This is a genomic window from Rhodoglobus sp. GW821-FHT12B09, assembly GCF_058809925.1.
The window spans coordinates 34635-50578 of sequence record NZ_JBXATB010000002.1 but is presented as its reverse complement, the minus strand read 5'-3'; the positions used below and the strand labels follow the sequence as shown (position 1 = coordinate 50578).

Here is a 15944-nt window from a genome sequence, read left to right as displayed (position 1 = left end):
GCTACTGTCGTGCCATGAGAATCCTTTTCGCGGTTATCCGTGTCGCTGTCGCCGTCGCGATCGTGGCCGCCATCGTCGCCCAGCTCAACCAGAGCGTTGCCAACTGGACGGCCGCCGGCGTCACCAACTTCGGGATCACCTTCACGAACTTCTTCAGCTTCTTCACGATCGAGTCGAACGTCGCCACCGTGGTCGTGTGCCTGATCGGGGCGTTCTTCCTTCTCACCCGCAAGGGCGCGGCTGACCCTGCTTGGTTCAACGGCCTCCGCGCCGCGATCGTCACGTACATGGTCGTCACGGGTGTCGTCTACAACCTGCTGCTGCGAAACGTCGAGCTTCCCCAGGGCACCACGGTGCCGTGGTCGAACGAGATTCTGCACGTGGTCGGGCCGCTCTGGATGCTCCTCGACTGGCTGCTCGTCTCGGGCCGGCTTGCGCTCGCGTGGAAGTCCATCCTCTTCATCGTGATCTTCCCGCTCGTGTGGGGCATCTACACGCTCATCCGCGGACCGCTCACGCCAGACGAGATGCAGGGCAAGGACTACTGGTACCCGTACCCCTTCCTCAACCCGAACATCTCGCCGAACGGCTACCTCTCGGTCGCCTTCTACATCATCCTCATCGCGGTGGTCATCGGGATCACGGCCGCGGGGGTCGTCTGGGTGTCCCGTCGCAAGAGGGCCGTCACCGCCGAGTAAAGCTCAACCGATAGGGTCGGGGCATGATCCCCTTCATCCCCGACCCCACGCTCGTTATCGTGATCGTGGCGATCGTCGTGATCGCCCTCATCGTCGTGATCGTCCTGCTCAGCGGCATCAAGGTCGCCAAGCCCGACGAGGCCATCATCGTCACGTCGCGCCAGAAGCCGCTCAAGACGGGGCAGGTCGAGACCGAGAACGCCGGCCAGCGCGTCGTCTTCGGCTCGCGTGTCTTCGTCAAGCCGATCGTCGAGGCCTACTTCAAGCTCAGCCTGCGCAGCAGGCAGCTCAACGTGCAGGCCACGGCTCAGACCAAGGACGCCATCACCATCCGTGTGAACGCTGTCGCGGTGGTGAAGGTCGGCGGCTCCGAGTCGATGGTGCGCGCCGCCGCCCAGCGCTTCCTCAACCAGCAGGACCAGATCGAGACCTCCACCGAGGAAGTGCTGAGCGGTTCGGTCCGCTCCATCGTGGGCCAGCTCACCGTCACCGAGATCATCACCAACCGCTCTGCGCTTCAGGGCCAGGTGCTCGAGGCGGTGCGGGAGTCGCTCGACGTTCAGGGCCTCACCATCGACACTCTCCAGATCAAGGAGATCGACGACGACAACGGCTACATCAAGGACCTCGGCCGCGCCGAGGCCGCCCGGGTGAAGCAGGTCGCCGAGATCGCGGAGTCCGTCTCCCGTCAGGCTTCCGAGGAGGCGCGCATCGCCGCCGACCAGGCGGTCGCCGAGTCGCAGCGCAAGCTCGACCTGCGCAACGCGGAGATCCAGAAGGAGACCGACAAGGCCCGCGCCGAGGCCGCCGCCGCAGCCCCGCTCGCCGAGGCCATCGCGCAGCAGGAGGTCGTCGCCCAGCAGGAGCTGACCGCGGGCAAGCGCGTCGGCCTCCGCAAGCAGGAGCTTGACGCCGAGATCCGCGCGGTCGCCGACGCCGAGGCCTACGCCATGGAGAAGAAGGCCCAGGCGGATGCCGCCGCCGCCGTCGCCGCGGCCAACGCCGACCGCGACTCTCGCCGGTCGAGCGCAGAAGCCCTCGAGGCGGAGGGCCTCGCGGAGCGCAACCGCCGCCGCAGCGCGGCCGAGGCGCTCGAGGCCGAGGGCGTCGCGGAGAAGAACCGCCGCATCGCCGCCGCCGACGCACTCACCGCGGAGGGCGAGGCCGAGGCCGCGTCGATCCGCGCCCGGGGCAACGCCGAGGCCGACGCGACCCGCTCGAAGGCGGACGCGCTGGCGGCGGGAGCGGGCGACCTGCTGCGCCAGCAGGTGATCGCGCAGCTTCCGGACATCGTGCGCGCGGCATCCGAGCCGCTCTCAGCGATCGGCAGCATGACCGTCATCTCGTCCGACGGATCGGGCACTGAGCAGGTCGGACAGAATGTGGCCTCGCAGCTGACCACCGTGAACCAGATCCTCAAGGACCTGGTGGGAATCGACATCTCCGAGATCGTCACGGGCCGGGCCACGGGAACGGCTATCGGCACCGCGGCGGCTGCGCCCGCGAAGAAGGCGCAAACGCCGAAGCGGGTCGAGTAGGCCGCCTTCGGCCGTATCGAGACCGGGCCGGATGACGTCCCGGTCTCGATGCCCGCGCCGCAGCGCGTTACTCAACCCGCTCGAGCAGCTCAGTCCTTGCGCTTGCTGGCTGCCTTGTCCTTCTTCTCGGCGCGCTTCTCCTTGAGAGATTTGCTCGCCGTCGTCTTGGCGGTGTTCTTCTTGGGCGACTTGTCTGCCATAGGTTCCTCCTCGGAAGTATGCGGATGGTCCTAAGCCGAGGTTAGTCCCGACCGAGCAACTTCTCGATCTCCCGGCGCTCCCGCTTGGTGGGCCGACCCGCGCCGCGGTCGCGGCGGGGGAGCAGGGCCGTCTCCTCCGGGGTCGGCAGCGGCGGGCTGTTGTCCACGAACGCCTCAGCGGCGACCGCGGCGCCGACCCGCTTGACGAGCGTCTCGCGCACCTCGAGGATCCGGTCGAACCCCGCCACGCGAATCCGGACCTCGTCGCCGACCTTCACCGGCTGTGCCGCCTTCGCCCGCTCGCCGTTCACCTTCACGTGGCCGGAGCGGCACGCGGCCGTGGCCAACGACCGCGTCTTGAACGCGCGCACCGACCACAGCCAGCTGTCCACCCGCACGGCCACGTCAGTACCAGCCCACATCTTCGGAGTGCGCCCAAGCGCCGCAGGGGGTGTCGTACCGCGAGTAGATGTAGGCGAGGCCCCAGTTCACCTGGGTCGTGTAGTTGGTGCGCCAGTCGGCGCCCATGACCGCCATCTTGCTCCCGGGCAGCGACTGCGGGATGCCGTACGCCCCGCTCGACGCGTTGTAGGCGTTGGTCCGCCACCCGGACTCGCGGTTCCACAGCCACAGCAGGCAGTCCGCCTGACCGGAGCCCAGTCCCGCCGCCGCGAGCTGGCCGAAGGCGTACGAGCGCGCGGCGGCGACATCGTTGACCTCGCCGCCGGGCACGACCACCTCGCCGCCGTCATCGCCGCCGCCGCTGTTGCCGCCCGGGTCGTTCGATGCCTGCTGCCCCGCGCGGTACTGCTGTTCGAGCGCGGCTGTGGTGTTCTTCAGGGCCGCGAGCTGGTCGTAGAGCCGCGTGAGCCCCGCCTGCTGGGTCGCGACGGCGGCGTCAGCGGCCTGCGATGCGGCGGCAGCAGCGGCGGCGGTCGACTGGGCGGTGGCGGATGCCGCGGCGCGCCCTGCCCGGGCGACCGCCGCCTGCGCGCTGAGGGCTGACGACTGGTTCCGGTCGGCGTCGGCCCGCTGCACGGCGAGCTCGAGCCGCTGCCCGAGCCGGTCGAGGCTGCCGAGGCGCTCGAGGAGGTCGTCGGCGGTGTCGCCGGAGGTGAGCAGGAGGGTGCCGGTGAGGTCGGTTCCGCCCGACCGGTAGAGGGCGGCGGCCACCTGGGCGGCGCGGCTTGCGGACTGCGCCGCGAGGGCTGCCGCGGCATCCGCTCGCGCTGACAGCGAGTCGGCCTCCCGGGTTGCCCGTGCGAGCGCGGCACGCGCGGCGTCGGCCTCGGCGCTGCGGGCGACGGCGGCGTCGCCGAGCCGCGCGGCGTCGGCCTCGAGACCGGCGAGCAGCGTGTCGATCCGTGCGATGGTCGCCTCGGTCTGCGCCTGGTTGCCCCGGGCGGCCTCGACCTCGTCCCACGAGGGGTAGTCGTCGCGCTGGGCGGCGGTCGCGGGGGAGAGCACGGCGACCGCCAGCGCCAGCGCCAGCGCGCCCGCGAGCACGCCAGAGCGCATCCCGCGAATACCCATTGCTACAGGCTACGGCCTGCTGTGACGAAAGTGAACGGTGTGACTGGTGTGACTAGGCGTCCGCCAGCTCGCGCTTCCACGACACGAGGCCGCGCACCGTGGCACTGCGGTCGGCCGCGAGGAGCTCCATGGCGTCCTGGGGGACGAAGAAGTTGAGCGCGAGGAATCCCCGGACCCTCTCGGACGTGTCGTTCGCGAGCGAGCGGAGCACGTCGCACGGCGCCGACTCGTTGCGGGCGACGCACGCGCGCACGCCCTCGTCAGGGTCTTTCGCGAGCGTCTCGAAGACGTCCTCCGGGGTGTGGTAGCTGCTTGCCGCGCTCTCGCGGATCTTCGGATTCGCGTCAGCAGCAAGCAGCCTCAGGCGCTGGATCTTGCTCTCCGTGACCTCGGGCGCGGGATGCAGCGCCGCCGCCTGCTCGGACGTCAGCATGACGGGCGCCATCGCCTTCATCTGGGCACGTTGCGCGGGGGTGTTGAAGCGGATGCACGACATGCGATCACGCTACGCCGGAGCAGAGACCTTCGACGCGCGACGCGGCGGCCAGGGCACGATCGGGGAGGTCGTGGCCTGGTAGTCGGCGTACTCGGGGTACTTGCTCTTCGTGATGCTCTCGGTGAAGATCGTCGACCCGATGAACAGGGTCGTGAGCAGCACCGCGCCGAGCACCGTCCACTGCAGCAGCGAGCCGGCCGCGACCGCGCCGAAGAAGAAGAGCGCCCACCACTGCGCCTGCTCGAAGAAGAAGTTCGGGTGGCGGGAGAACTTCCACAGTCCCGACTGCAGGAAGCGCGGGCGGAACTCGGGGCCGCCTGCCTTCTTCGCCTTGTGGAAGTTCCACTGCTGCTGGTCGGAGACGGTCTCGCCCACGAGCAGCCCGAGGAAGACGACGGCGATCACGGCGTCGAGCACGCCGAACGGCGTCGAGCGGTGCTCGTAGGCGGTGAGGGCGGGCAGCGTGATGAGCAGCAGGATGACGTTCTGGTACAGGGAGATGAAGAAGAAGTTGAAGATCTCGAACTGCCAGCGGTTCATCCGGGCGCGCAGGATCGGCCAGCGGTAGTCCTCCGTGCCGGTGTACCCGCCCTTGCGCGCGAAGTTGAAAGTGAGGCGCGCGGCCCAGAGCGTCACGAGCACCGCCATGACGTTGAGGCGCGGGTCGGCCAGCCCCGCGTATCCCGCGAACACCCACACGTAGACGGCGGGCACGATCGACCAGATGCGGTCGACCCACGAGTGGTCGTGGGTGATGAGGGATGCGATCCACACTCCGAGCACGACGAGGGCGGCGAGGAGGAGCACGGTCTGGAGCGGGTTCATGGGGAAATCCTATTCCTGGGATGCGGCTCGCTAGACTCGTCGATCGTGGAGCAACGGGCGGGCGAGGTGAGTGGCCGGATCCTCACGGTGCCCAACGTCCTGAGCTTCATCCGGCTCGCTCTCGTCCCTGTCTTCCTCGTGCTGATCATCGCCGGCAAAGACGGCCTCGCGCTTCTCGTGCTCGTGGTCTCCAGCGTGAGCGACTACCTCGACGGCGTCATCGCCCGGCGGTTCCGGCAGATCTCGCGCCTCGGCCAGCTGCTCGACCCCGCGGCGGACCGCGCGTTCATCTTCGCGGCCCTCATCGGCCTGGCCGTGCGCGGGGTCATCCCGTGGTGGCTGTTCGTCGCCATCGTCGCGCGCGACCTGATGCTCGTCGTGCTCGGCCTGGTGCTCGCCAATCACGGCTACGGACCGCTGCCCGTGCACCACCTCGGCAAGGCCGGAACACTGTGCCTGTTCTACGCCCTCCCCATCCTCATGATCGGGCAGGCGTTCCCGGATGCCACGGACATCGCCAACCCCGTCGGGTGGGCCTTCGCGCTCTGGGGCGTCTTCCTGTACTGGTGGGGCGGAGTGATCTACGCGCGCCAGACCATCCGTCTCGTCGGAATTCTCCGGGACGAGGACCCCTCGGTATCGGCTACTCTGGAACGCTAGGGAGGGACACCATGACGGAGCACGACGAACAAGGCACCGCCGCTGAGGGCGCTGCCTCCGAGACGCCCGCAGGGGCGCCTCACCGCGACGACGCGACGGTCACCTATGGGGATGAGTTCGCCGCACAGCTGGCAGCGCTCGACAACGACGCCTCGCCCGAGGAGCTTGATGCGATTGCCGCACTGCCCTCCGGCTCAGCCCTCCTGGTGGTGCGCCGCGGCCCCAACGTGGGTGCGCGCTTCCTCCTCGACGCAGACCTCACGACGGTCGGCCGCCACCCGGAGGCCGACATCTTCCTCGACGACGTGACGGTCTCGCGCCGCCACGCGGAGTTCCTCCGCCACGGCACGGCCTTCGAGGTCAAGGACCTCGGCTCGCTCAACGGCACGTACTTCGACGGGGTGCGCATCGATACTGCTCTGCTCAGTGATGGTGCGGAGGTGCAGGTCGGCAAGTTCCGACTCACCTTCTACGCCTCGCGCCTCGATCTCGCCCACCTGGCCGGACGTTAGTGGCAGGCGTTGCCTCCCAGGCCCGAGTGCCTGGGAGTTCCCCCCTTCTCAGCATCGGGCAGGTGCTGGCGAAGCTGAACCCGGAGTTCCCCGACCTCACCCCCTCGAAGCTGCGGTTCCTCGAGGAGCGGCAGCTCGTGTCGCCGGCCCGCACAGAGTCGGGCTACCGAAAGTTCTCGTCCACCGACATGGACCGGCTGCGCTTCGTCCTCACGATGCAGCGCGACCACTACCTCCCGCTCAAGGTCATCCGCGGCTATCTCGCCGAGATGGATGCCGGGCGCACACCCGAGCTCCCGGGCGGTGGTTCCGCCGCACCGTCGATGCTGTCGTCGGAGCGCCGCTTCAGCCGCGACGAGCTCATCCGCGAGGCCGGTGCCAACGCGATGCTGCTCGGCGACGCGATCTCCGCGTCCCTCATCGTGCCCGCCGACCACTTCGGCGAGGACGTGCTCGCCGTCCTCAAGTCCCTCGTGGAGCTCCAGCGCTCCGGCATCGAGCCGCGCCACCTGCGCGGCTTCCGCGCGGCGGCCGAGCGCGAGCTGGGCCTGATCGAGAACGCGCTCATGCCGGTCGCGCGCCGCAAGGACTCGTCGAGCCGGGCGCGCGCCGCCGAGATGGCGCGCGAGATCGCCGGTCAGCTCGAGATTGTGCGGAGCAGTCTCATCCGATCCGCCCTCACGCGCCTCGATTCGTAGTACCGTCGAATCCGACACGCCTGAGCGGTGTCGGCGATCACCGCGGTCGGGTGGGTACCGTGGAGTCAACGAACATTAAGTGTCAACTTAAACCTGAAGGTTTGAGTGACGGGGCAAGTAAAAGGGGAAAAGCATGCGAGATCTCAACCGTAGTGAGGAATCCCGCTACGATCTCGGCCTGCTCTTCACCGACGGGATGCCCGAGCTCGACGACGACGCAGGCTACCGTGGCGCGATCGCAGCCCGCGCGGCCGGCATCAGCTACCGCCAGCTGGACTACTGGGCCCGCACGCAGCTCGTCGAGCCGACGGTGCGCGGCGCGGCAGGCTCGGGCTCGCAGCGCCTCTACGGCTTCCGCGACATCCTCGTCCTCAAGCTCGTCAAGCGACTTCTCGACACCGGCATCTCACTGCAGCAGATCCGTGTGGCGGTCAACCAGCTGCGCGAGTCCGGCATCAACGACCTCGCCCAGACGACTCTCATGAGCGACGGCGCGAGCGTGTACCTGTGCACCTCCAACGACGAGGTGATCGACCTCGTGAGCCGCGGCCAGGGCGTGTTCGGCATCGCCGTGGGCAAGGTGCTCCGCGAGGTGGAGCACGACCTCGTCGAGCTCGACTCCGTCAAGGGCGAGGACCCCATGGACGAGCTCGCCAAGCGCCGCGCGGTCAAGGCCTCCTAGTCGCCCGCTGGTTGAGTAGGGCGCTCTGGCGCTCGTATCGAAACCAACTCGTATCGAGCAGCGCTGGAATCGAGACTAGACAGGCTCGTTCGCGAAGTCGCCGATGCGCGCCGTGCGCATCACGCGCTCGAGCAGCTGGTCGAAGTTGCGCGCCATCTCCTGGGCGCTCTCGCCGGGCCACACGTGCAGCGGCTTCGCGGCACCCTGTGCCTGCTGCAGCGAGGTGCGCTCCGGCAGCTGGGGCGAGAGCACCAGTGGACCGAACATGTCGCGGAGCTCCTTGATGCGGAACTGGTGCTCGAGGGACTGAGACCGCAGCCGGTTCACGATGATGCCGAGCGGCTGGAGCCGTGGAGAGAGCCCGCGGCGGATCTCCTCGATCGCCCGCAGCGCGCGGTCGGCGGCGGCGACGGAGAACAGCCCGGGCTCGGTGACGATGGTGACGCGGTCAGAGGCGGCCCAGGCCGTGCGGGTCAGGGCGTTGAGCGAGGGCGCGCAGTCGATGAGGACGAGGTCGTAGTCGGCCTCGACGTTGGCGAGCGCCTCCTCGAGCTTCCAGATGTCGCGGATGCTCGGATGCGGCCCGTCGAAGTTGATCGCCGAGGGCGAGCCGATGAGCACGTCGATCTTGCCGGGGCGCCCCTTCGTCCAGCCGCTGGGAGCGATCGCGGCCCGCACGATCTTCTCCTTCGGCGAGGCGAGCACGTCGGCGATGTTGAGGTGGCCGCCCACGTCGATGTCCATGCCCGTGGACACGTCCGACTGCGGGTCGAGGTCGACGACGAGGGTTCGGAGGCCGCGCGCGAAGGCGGCGGAGGCCAGCCCGAGCGTCACTGTGGTCTTTCCCACGCCCCCCTTGAGGGAGCTGACGCTGAGTACATGCACGAGTAACGACGATACCTTCACTACAGTTAAAGAACCTAAATCTTGAGGCGTGTGGGGCGACCTGCGGAGCAAATTGCCAGTGTTCCGCAGCCCTAGGCTTGGTCTAAGAAAAGTGTGGATGTCGAAGGGACCGGATGTTCAGGAAGATTCTCGTAGCCAACCGAGGTGAGATCGCCATCCGCGCGATGCGCGCTGCGTTCGAGCTCGGGGCGAAGACCGTCGCGGTCTTCCCCTACGAGGACCGGAACTCCATGCACCGGTTGAAGGCCGACGAGGCCTACCAGATCGGCGAGAAGGGGCATCCCGTCAAGGCCTACCTCGACGTCGACGAGATCATCCGCGTCGCGAAGGAGTCGGGTGCGGACGCGATCTACCCGGGCTACGGCTTCCTCTCCGAGAATCCGGATCTGGCCCAGGCCGCCGCCGAGGCGGGCATCACCTTCATCGGCCCGCCCACACGAGTGCTCGAGATGGCCGGCAACAAGGTCACGGCGAAGGAGCACGCCATCGCGGCGGGCGTCCCCGTGCTGAAGTCCACGCCCGCGTCCCGCAACCTCGACGAGCTCCTCGCCGGTGCCGACGAGATCGGCTTCCCCATCTTCGCGAAGGCCGTTGCCGGCGGCGGCGGCCGCGGCATGCGCCGCGTGGAGAACAAGGAGGACCTGCGCGGGGCTCTCGAGGAGGCCATGCGCGAGGCCGACAGCGCGTTCGGCGACCCCACGATGTTCCTGGAGCAGGCCGTGGTGCGGCCGCGCCACATCGAGGTGCAGATCCTCGCGGACGGCGCGGGGGAGACGGTCCACCTCTTCGAGCGCGACTGCTCTGTGCAGCGCCGCCACCAGAAGGTCGTGGAGATCGCGCCCGCGCCGAACCTCGACGAGGGCATCCGGCAGGCGATGTACCGCGACGCGATCGCCTTCGCGAAGTCGATCAACTACGCCAACGCGGGCACCGTCGAGTTCCTGCTCGACACCGTCGGCGCACGCAAGGGCCAGCACTTCTTCATCGAGATGAACCCGCGCATCCAGGTCGAGCACACCGTGACCGAGGAGGTCACCGACGTCGACCTCGTGCAGTCGCAGATGCGCATCGCGGCGGGGGAGACCCTCGCCGAGCTCGGCCTGCAGCAGGAGAACCTGCACCTGCGCGGCGCGGCGCTGCAGTGCCGCATCACCACCGAGGACCCGGCGGCGGGCTTCCGCCCGGACACCGGCAAGATCACCACCTACCGCTCGCCCGGCGGCGCGGGCATCCGCCTCGACGGCGGCACGGTCGCGGCGGGCGCCCAGGTGAGCCCGTACTTCGACTCGATGCTCGTGAAGATGACGTGCCGCGGGCGGGACTTCGCCGCCGCCGTCGTGCGCGCGCGCCGTGGTCTCGCGGAGTTCCGCCTGCGCGGCGTCACCACGAACATCCCGTTCCTGCAGGCCGTGCTGGAGGACCCCGACTTCATCGCCGGCGATCTCAGCACCTCGTTCATCGAGGAGCGGCCGTGGCTCGTGCGCGGCCACCAGTCGAAGGACCGCGGCACGAAGATCCTCAACTGGCTCGCCGATGTGACGGTCAACCAGCCCAACGGCACGGGCACGGGCCTCATCAACCCGGGCCTCAAGCTCCCGGTCGTCGATCTCGACGCCCCGGCACCCGCAGGATCGCGCCAGCGCCTGCTCGAGCTGGGCCCGGTCGGGTTCGCCGCCGCACTGCGCGCGCAGACCCCGCTCGCCGTGACCGAGACCACCTTCCGCGACGCCCACCAGTCGCTGCTCGCGACACGGGTGCGCACCCGCGACCTCGCCGCCGTGCTGCCGCACGTCGCGCGACTCACGCCCGGCCTGCTCTCCGTGGAGGCCTGGGGTGGCGCGACGTACGACGTCGCCCTGCGGTTCCTCGGGGAGGACCCGTGGGAGCGCCTCTCGACCATGCGGGAGGCCCTGCCGAACATCGCGATCCAGATGCTCCTGCGCGGCCGCAACACCGTCGGGTACACGCCGTACCCGACAGCGGTCACCGACGCCTTCGTCAAGGAGGCCGCCGCGAGCGGCGTCGACATCTTCCGCATCTTCGACGCGCTCAACGACGTGGACCAGATGCGGCCCGCGATCGACGCTGTGCTCGAGACGGGCACCGCCGTCGCCGAGGTGGCGCTGTGCTACACGGCCGACCTCCTCGACCCCGACGAGAAGCTCTACACGCTCGACTACTACCTCAAGCTGGCCGACCAGATGGTCGGGGCCGGCGCGCACATCCTGGCCATCAAGGACATGGCGGGACTCCTTCGGGCGGATGCCGCGTTCCAGCTGGTCTCGGCACTGCGCGAGCGCTTCGACCTCCCGGTGCACGTGCACACCCACGACACCGCGGGCGGACAGCTCGCGACACTGCTCGCCGCGTCCCGCGCCGGAGCGGACGCGGTCGACGTCGCGAGCGCTCCGATGGCGGGAACCACGAGCCAGCCGAGTGCCTCCGCCCTCGTAGCGGCCCTGGCACACACCGACCGCGACACGGGCATCTCGCTGCAGGCGGTCTCCGACCTCGAGCCGTACTGGGAGGCCGTGCGCCACGTGTACAAGCCGTTCGAGTCGGGGCTTCCGGGCCCGACCGGCCGCGTGTACAAGCACGAGATCCCGGGCGGCCAGCTGTCGAACCTGCGCCAGCAGGCGATCGCCCTCGGCCTCGCCGACCACTTCGAGAAGATCGAGGACCTCTACGCCGCGGCCAACCGCATCCTCGGCCGCCCGCCGAAGGTCACGCCCTCGTCAAAGGTCGTGGGCGACCTCGCCCTCGCCCTCGCTGCGGCGGACGCCGACCCGGCCGACTTCGAGCAGAACCCGGACAAGTACGACATCCCGGACTCGGTGATCGGGTTCATGGCGGGCGAGCTGGGCGAGCTGCCCGGCGGCTGGCCTGAGCCGTTCCGCACGAAGGTACTCAAGGGCCGGACCGTGAAGATCGGCGTGGAGCCCATCTCCGACGACGACCAGAAGGCCCTCGACGGCACGTCGGAGGAGCGCCGCAGCACACTCAACCGCCTGCTGTTCGCCGGCCCGACCAAGATCTTCGAGCAGGGCCGCGACACCTACGGCGACCTGTCCGTGCTCGAGACCGTGGACTACCTCTACGGCCTGCACCAGGGCGTGGAGCACACCGTCGAGATCGAGAAGGGCGTGAGCCTGCTCGTCGGCCTGGAGGCGATCGGCGAGGTGGACGAGAAGGGCATGCGCACTGTCATGGCCACGCTCAACGGCCAGCTGCGACCGGTGACCGTGCGCGACAACTCGGTCAAGGTCGACATCAAGGCCGCCGAGAAGGCGGATGCCGCGCGCCCTGGGCACGTCGCCGCGCCGTTCTCGGGAGTGGTGACGCTGCAGGTCGAGGAGGGCTCCGTGGTCGAGGCCGGGCAGACCGTGGCATCCATCGAGGCCATGAAGATGGAGGCCGCCATCACGGCCGCCGTCGCCGGAACGGTCAAGCGACTCGCCATCCCGAAGACCCAGCAGGTGGATGCCGGCGATCTCCTGCTCGAGATCGAGGCCGGGTAGCAACCTCCCGAACGGGGGTGGGGTGCTTCGGCTAAACTGGAGTGTTTGCACCGAAGGAGTAGTACCCATTGGCAACTAGACGCAGCACTAAAGACGAGCCCGCCGAGGGCAGCAGCATCCCCACCGACGTCGCCGTACCCACGGAGAGCATGACCTTCACCGTCGCGCTTCCCGTGCAGGTGCACGAGACGCCCGAGGACGAAGCGGCGGTCAGCATCGACGACGTCGCCATCAACCCCGACTACCTGGCGACCGCGGGACCGGCCACCACGACCATCCAGCTGGTGGCCGAGGATGTCGCCATCATGCCGCCCCCGGAGGAGGAGCCCGTGATCCCGGCCCTCCCCGAGCCCGACGACGTGTACGCGAGGCGCGGACGGCCCCGCCCGGAGGTCTCCGCGACGCCGGAGCCCGCGACCATGCTCACCCCCGAGCGCCTCATCCACACGCCGAAGCGCAAGCGCAAACCGGCGCCGGAGGGGTTCCTGCAGCGCCTGCTCTACGACGCGACATTCCGCCTCGTCAACGTCGGCGACTCGTACCGGGTGCGCGAGCGCAAGGCCCTCGACGCCCGCATCGGCAAGCCCTTCGAGGGCGGCACGCGCTTCGTCGCGGTGCTCACCCGCAAGGGCGGCGTCGGCAAGACCACGATCTCGACCCTGCTGGGCATGGCCCTGGCGGACGTGCGCGAGGACCGCGTCATCGCGATCGACGCCAACCCCGACCGCGGCACGCTCGCCGAGCGCATCATCAAGAGCACCCGCGCGACCGTGCGCGATGTCGTGACTCGTGCGGCGACGCTCAGCACGTTCACGGAGTTCCAGACGCTCGTCTCGCGCGACGTCACCCGCCTGGATGTGCTCGCCTCCGACACGGATCCGACCGTCGCCGAGGCCTTCGACGAGGACGACTACAACGTGGTCGCCGACATGGCCGAGCGCTTCTACTCCGTCGTCGTGACGGACTGCGGCACGGGCATGCTCCATTCCGCCATGAAGGCGACGCTTCAGCGCGCCGACTCCGTCGTGGTCGTCTGCGGCGGAAGCGTCGACGAGTCGCGCCTCGCGTCGGAGACGCTGACCTGGCTCGAGTCGAACGGCTACGAAGGTCTTGTGAAGAACGCCGTCGTCGCCCTCAACACGGCCACGCAGGGCACGAACCTGGTGAAGCTCGAGGAGATCGAGGCGCACTTCCAGTCGCGCGTCCGCGATATCGTGCGCATCCCGTACGACCCCGCGCTGGCCACGGGCTCGCTCATCCGGTTCGACGAGGTGCGCCCGCTCACCCGCGCCGCCGCCCGCGAGCTCGCCGCTCAGGTCGTCGACGGACTGCCGCAGGAGAGGACCGCCTGAGAGTGGCAGAACGCCCCATCCGCCTCTTCGGCGACCCTGTGCTGCGCTCCGCGTGCGACCCGATCCGCGTGGGCGACCCGCGCGCCGCGCAGCTCGTCGAGGACCTCCTCGAGACCGTGCAGCTGCCGGGCCGCGCCGGCCTCGCCGCCAACCAGATCGGCGTCAGCATGCGGGCGTTCAGCTACAACGTGGACGACGTCGTCGGGTACATCATCAACCCGGTACTCGCGGAGGTGCGCGGCGAGGTCGAGCTCGTGGACGAGGGCTGCCTCTCGGTGCCCGGCTTCTACTTCCCGCGCCTGCGGCACCCCTGGGCGCGCGTGACCGGCGTCGACCTCGACGGCAACCCCGTCGAGCTGGTGGGTGAGGGGCTCATGGCCCAGGCGCTCCAGCACGAGACGGACCACCTGGACGGGCACCTCTACATCGAGGAGCTCGAGCCCGCAACGAAGAAGGAGGCCATGCGGTTGATCCGCATGGCCCCCTGGTACTAGTTCTCCTAGTGGTTGAGTGACACGCCCTCGGTAGCGGGGGCGGCGTTGTACATGCCCTCGATCTCGTTGGCGAAGTCCTTCAGGATCACGTTGCGCTTGATGCTGAGCTTCGGCGTGAGGTGTCCGCTCGCCTCCGTGAGCTCGGCATCGAGGATCACGAACTTGCGGATCGACTCTGCTCGCGAGACTGTTGCGTTCGCGACATCCACCGCCTTCTGGACCTCGGCGAGGACCTTGGGGTTCTTCGCCGCGGCATCCACGGACATCGACTCGTCGAGGCCGTTGTTCTTCAGCCAGGTGGGCAGCATCTCCTCGTCGAGAGTGACGAGGGCGGAGATGAACGGCTTCTGGTCGCCCACGACGATGACCTGACCGACGATCGGGTTGGCGCGGATCGGGTCTTCCAAGGCGGCCGGAGCGACGTTCTTGCCACCGGCGGTGACGATGATCTCCTTCTTGCGGCCGGTGATCCCGAGGTAGCCGTCCTCGTCGATGACGCCGATGTCGCCCGTGCGGAACCAGCCGTCGTCGAACGCGTCGTCGGTGGCCTCCTTGTTGTTCCAGTAGCCGGCGAAGATGTCGACGCCCTTGGCTTGGATCTCGCCGTCGTCGGCGATGCGCACCGAGACGCCGGGCAGGGGCGGGCCGACCTTGCCGATCTTGAAGTTGGAGGCGAGGTTGACCGAGATCGGCGCCGTGGTCTCGGTGAGGCCGTAGCCCTCGAGGATCGTGAGGCCGAGGCTGCGGTAGAAGTGGCCGAGGCGCAGGCCCAGCGGCGCCGAGCCCGACACCGCGTACTTCACGCGGCCGCCCATCGCCGCGCGGATCTTGCTGAGCACGAGGCGGTCGAGCACCGCGAACTGCAGCTTCATGCCCAGCGGGACGTGGCCGGCGTCGACGGCCTTGGAGTGCGCGATCGCGACCTCGGCGGCCTTGCGGAAGATCTTGCCCTTCCCGCCCGTCTCCGCCTTCTGCTCCGACGAGTTGTAGACCTTCTCGAACACGCGGGGGACCGCGAGGAGGAAGGTCGGCCGGAAGGACTGCAGCGAGGGCAGCAGGAGCTTCGTGTCGGCCTGGTGGCCGACCTTCACGCCGCCGTGCACGCCCAGGACCGCGATGAAGCGCGCGAACACGTGCGCCATCGTGATGAAGAGCAGTGTGCTCGAGTCGGGGTTGACGACCTCGGGGATCGCCTTCTGGGCATTGCGGCTCAGCTCGACGAAGTTCGAGTGCGTCAGGATGCAGCCCTTCGGCTTGCCCGTGGTGCCCGAGGTGTAGATGAGCGTGGCGAGGTCGGAGCCCTTGGCCAGGTTGCGGCGGCGCTCGATCTCCTCGTCCGTCACGTCGACGCCGGCCTTGGCCAGCTTGTCGAGATCGCCGAGCTCGATCTTCCAGGTGTGGGTGACGGCCGGGACATCCGCGGCGATCTCGTCGAAGCGCGCGAAGTGCTCGGCGGTCTCGGTGATGATGCCGATGGCGCCGGAATCGGTGAGGTTCCACAGGATCTGGCTCGGCGCCGAGGTCTCGTAGATCGGCACCAGTACGGCGCCGGCGTACCAGACCGCGAAGTCGATGAGCGTCCACTCGAAGCGGGTCTTGCACATCATGCCGATCTTGTCGCCGGGCTGGATGCCGGCGGCGACGAAGCCCTTCGCGAGGGCGATCACCTTCTTCTGGAAGTCGGCCGCCGTGAGGTCGGTCCAGCCTCCGTCCGCAGTGGGGAGCGCGAACAGCGCGCGGTCGGGCGTGGCCTTGACCCGCTCGACGAGCAGGTCGGTCGCATTGGCCTCTGGGTCGGCTTTCACAAGGGCGGGAACATCGATCTGTTTCAC

At 68.9% G+C, this 15944-nt stretch carries 15 protein-coding genes; 9 read left to right on the top strand and 6 right to left on the bottom strand.

All coding sequences use genetic code 11. The features are described from left to right. Nucleotides 1-14: 14 nt before the first annotated feature. Together AC1RTC_RS04760 and AC1RTC_RS04755 are read left to right on the top strand one after the other, a co-directional pair. The gene (locus AC1RTC_RS04760; protein WP_493154329.1) at nucleotides 15-698 is read left to right on the top strand and encodes a Pr6Pr family membrane protein; all 684 of its coding nucleotides are present in this window, start codon (nucleotides 15-17) and stop codon (nucleotides 696-698) included. Between the two features lie 23 nt (nucleotides 699-721). Next, on the top strand, nucleotides 722-2236 hold the full coding sequence (locus AC1RTC_RS04755) for an SPFH domain-containing protein (protein WP_493154328.1): 1515 nt from the start codon (nucleotides 722-724) through the stop codon (nucleotides 2234-2236). A gap of 241 nt (nucleotides 2237-2477) precedes the next feature. Here AC1RTC_RS04755 and AC1RTC_RS04750 read toward each other — a convergent pair whose 3' ends face one another. The 4 genes from AC1RTC_RS04750 to AC1RTC_RS04735 are packed head-to-tail and all read right to left on the bottom strand — an operon-like array spanning nucleotide 2478 to nucleotide 5290. Beyond that, nucleotides 2478-2858, bottom strand: coding sequence for an RNA-binding S4 domain-containing protein (locus AC1RTC_RS04750; RefSeq protein ID WP_493154327.1), 381 nt, complete (start codon nucleotides 2856-2858; stop codon nucleotides 2478-2480). Next, the gene (locus tag AC1RTC_RS04745; RefSeq protein ID WP_493154326.1) at nucleotides 2842-3969 is read right to left on the bottom strand and encodes an aggregation-promoting factor C-terminal-like domain-containing protein; all 1128 of its coding nucleotides are present in this window, start codon (nucleotides 3967-3969) and stop codon (nucleotides 2842-2844) included. The genes AC1RTC_RS04750 and AC1RTC_RS04745 overlap by 17 nt, the downstream gene beginning before the upstream one ends. 52 nt (nucleotides 3970-4021) lie before the next feature. Continuing rightward, complete coding sequence (locus AC1RTC_RS04740) at nucleotides 4022-4465, bottom strand: hypothetical protein (protein ID WP_493154325.1); 444 nt, start codon at nucleotides 4463-4465, stop codon at nucleotides 4022-4024. A 9-nt stretch (nucleotides 4466-4474) separates the two neighbouring features. After that, nucleotides 4475-5290, bottom strand: coding sequence for a DUF1295 domain-containing protein (locus AC1RTC_RS04735; protein ID WP_493154324.1), 816 nt, complete (start codon nucleotides 5288-5290; stop codon nucleotides 4475-4477). Nucleotides 5291-5335: 45 nt separating this feature from the next. Between AC1RTC_RS04735 and AC1RTC_RS04730 the strand changes: the two genes are divergently transcribed. The 4 genes from AC1RTC_RS04730 (at nucleotide 5336) to AC1RTC_RS04715 (ending at nucleotide 7842) form a co-directional block, all read left to right on the top strand. Beyond that, nucleotides 5336-5950, top strand: a complete 615-nt coding sequence (locus tag AC1RTC_RS04730; RefSeq protein ID WP_493154323.1) for a CDP-alcohol phosphatidyltransferase family protein — start codon at nucleotides 5336-5338, stop codon at nucleotides 5948-5950. A gap of 11 nt (nucleotides 5951-5961) precedes the next feature. Further along, nucleotides 5962-6462, top strand: coding sequence for an FHA domain-containing protein (locus AC1RTC_RS04725; protein ID WP_493154322.1), 501 nt, complete (start codon nucleotides 5962-5964; stop codon nucleotides 6460-6462). Further along, a complete protein-coding gene (ftsR, locus tag AC1RTC_RS04720; RefSeq protein WP_493154321.1) occupies nucleotides 6462-7160 on the top strand; it encodes a transcriptional regulator FtsR in 699 nt (232 codons plus the stop codon). The genes AC1RTC_RS04725 and ftsR overlap by 1 nt, the downstream gene beginning before the upstream one ends. 133 nt (nucleotides 7161-7293) lie before the next feature. After that, nucleotides 7294-7842, top strand: coding sequence for a MerR family transcriptional regulator (locus tag AC1RTC_RS04715; RefSeq protein ID WP_493154320.1), 549 nt, complete (start codon nucleotides 7294-7296; stop codon nucleotides 7840-7842). Between the two features lie 75 nt (nucleotides 7843-7917). Here the strand turns inward: AC1RTC_RS04715 and AC1RTC_RS04710 are convergent, their stop codons facing one another. Continuing rightward, nucleotides 7918-8727, bottom strand: coding sequence for a ParA family protein (locus AC1RTC_RS04710; RefSeq protein ID WP_493154319.1), 810 nt, complete (start codon nucleotides 8725-8727; stop codon nucleotides 7918-7920). A gap of 134 nt (nucleotides 8728-8861) precedes the next feature. Here AC1RTC_RS04710 and AC1RTC_RS04705 point away from each other — a divergent pair, with 134 nt between their 5' ends. The 3 genes from AC1RTC_RS04705 (at nucleotide 8862) to AC1RTC_RS04695 (ending at nucleotide 14112) form a co-directional block, all read left to right on the top strand. Then, nucleotides 8862-12266, top strand: a complete 3405-nt coding sequence (locus AC1RTC_RS04705) for a pyruvate carboxylase (protein WP_493154318.1) — start codon at nucleotides 8862-8864, stop codon at nucleotides 12264-12266. A 68-nt stretch (nucleotides 12267-12334) separates the two neighbouring features. Then, nucleotides 12335-13618: a MinD/ParA family ATP-binding protein gene (locus AC1RTC_RS04700; protein ID WP_493154317.1), complete on the top strand. Its 1284-nt coding sequence runs from the start codon at nucleotides 12335-12337 to the stop codon at nucleotides 13616-13618. Nucleotides 13619-13620: 2 nt separating this feature from the next. Beyond that, entirely contained in the window at nucleotides 13621-14112 is a 492-nt protein-coding gene (locus AC1RTC_RS04695; RefSeq protein WP_493154316.1) for a peptide deformylase, read from the top strand. Between the two features lie 5 nt (nucleotides 14113-14117). Here the strand turns inward: AC1RTC_RS04695 and AC1RTC_RS04690 are convergent, their stop codons facing one another. Beyond that, nucleotides 14118-15944 (bottom strand): AMP-dependent synthetase/ligase, encoded by a 1827-nt coding sequence (locus AC1RTC_RS04690; RefSeq protein ID WP_493154315.1) that lies wholly within the window; start codon nucleotides 15942-15944, stop codon nucleotides 14118-14120.

Excerpts from the sequence above, each read along its gene's own strand:
- AC1RTC_RS04760 (WP_493154329.1), top strand. The coding sequence starts at position 15 with ATGAGAATCCTTTTCGCGGTTATCCGTGTCGCTGTCGCCGTCGCGATC.
- AC1RTC_RS04755 (WP_493154328.1), top strand. The coding sequence starts at position 722 with ATGATCCCCTTCATCCCCGACCCCACGCTCGTTATCGTGATCGTGGCG.
- AC1RTC_RS04750 (WP_493154327.1), bottom strand. The coding sequence starts at position 2,858 with ATGTGGGCTGGTACTGACGTGGCCGTGCGGGTGGACAGCTGGCTGTGG.
- AC1RTC_RS04745 (WP_493154326.1), bottom strand. The coding sequence starts at position 3,969 with ATGGGTATTCGCGGGATGCGCTCTGGCGTGCTCGCGGGCGCGCTGGCG.
- AC1RTC_RS04740 (WP_493154325.1), bottom strand. The coding sequence starts at position 4,465 with ATGTCGTGCATCCGCTTCAACACCCCCGCGCAACGTGCCCAGATGAAG.
- AC1RTC_RS04735 (WP_493154324.1), bottom strand. The coding sequence starts at position 5,290 with ATGAACCCGCTCCAGACCGTGCTCCTCCTCGCCGCCCTCGTCGTGCTC.
- AC1RTC_RS04725 (WP_493154322.1), top strand. The coding sequence starts at position 5,962 with ATGACGGAGCACGACGAACAAGGCACCGCCGCTGAGGGCGCTGCCTCC.
- AC1RTC_RS04715 (WP_493154320.1), top strand. The coding sequence starts at position 7,294 with ATGCGAGATCTCAACCGTAGTGAGGAATCCCGCTACGATCTCGGCCTG.
- AC1RTC_RS04705 (WP_493154318.1), top strand. The coding sequence starts at position 8,862 with ATGTTCAGGAAGATTCTCGTAGCCAACCGAGGTGAGATCGCCATCCGC.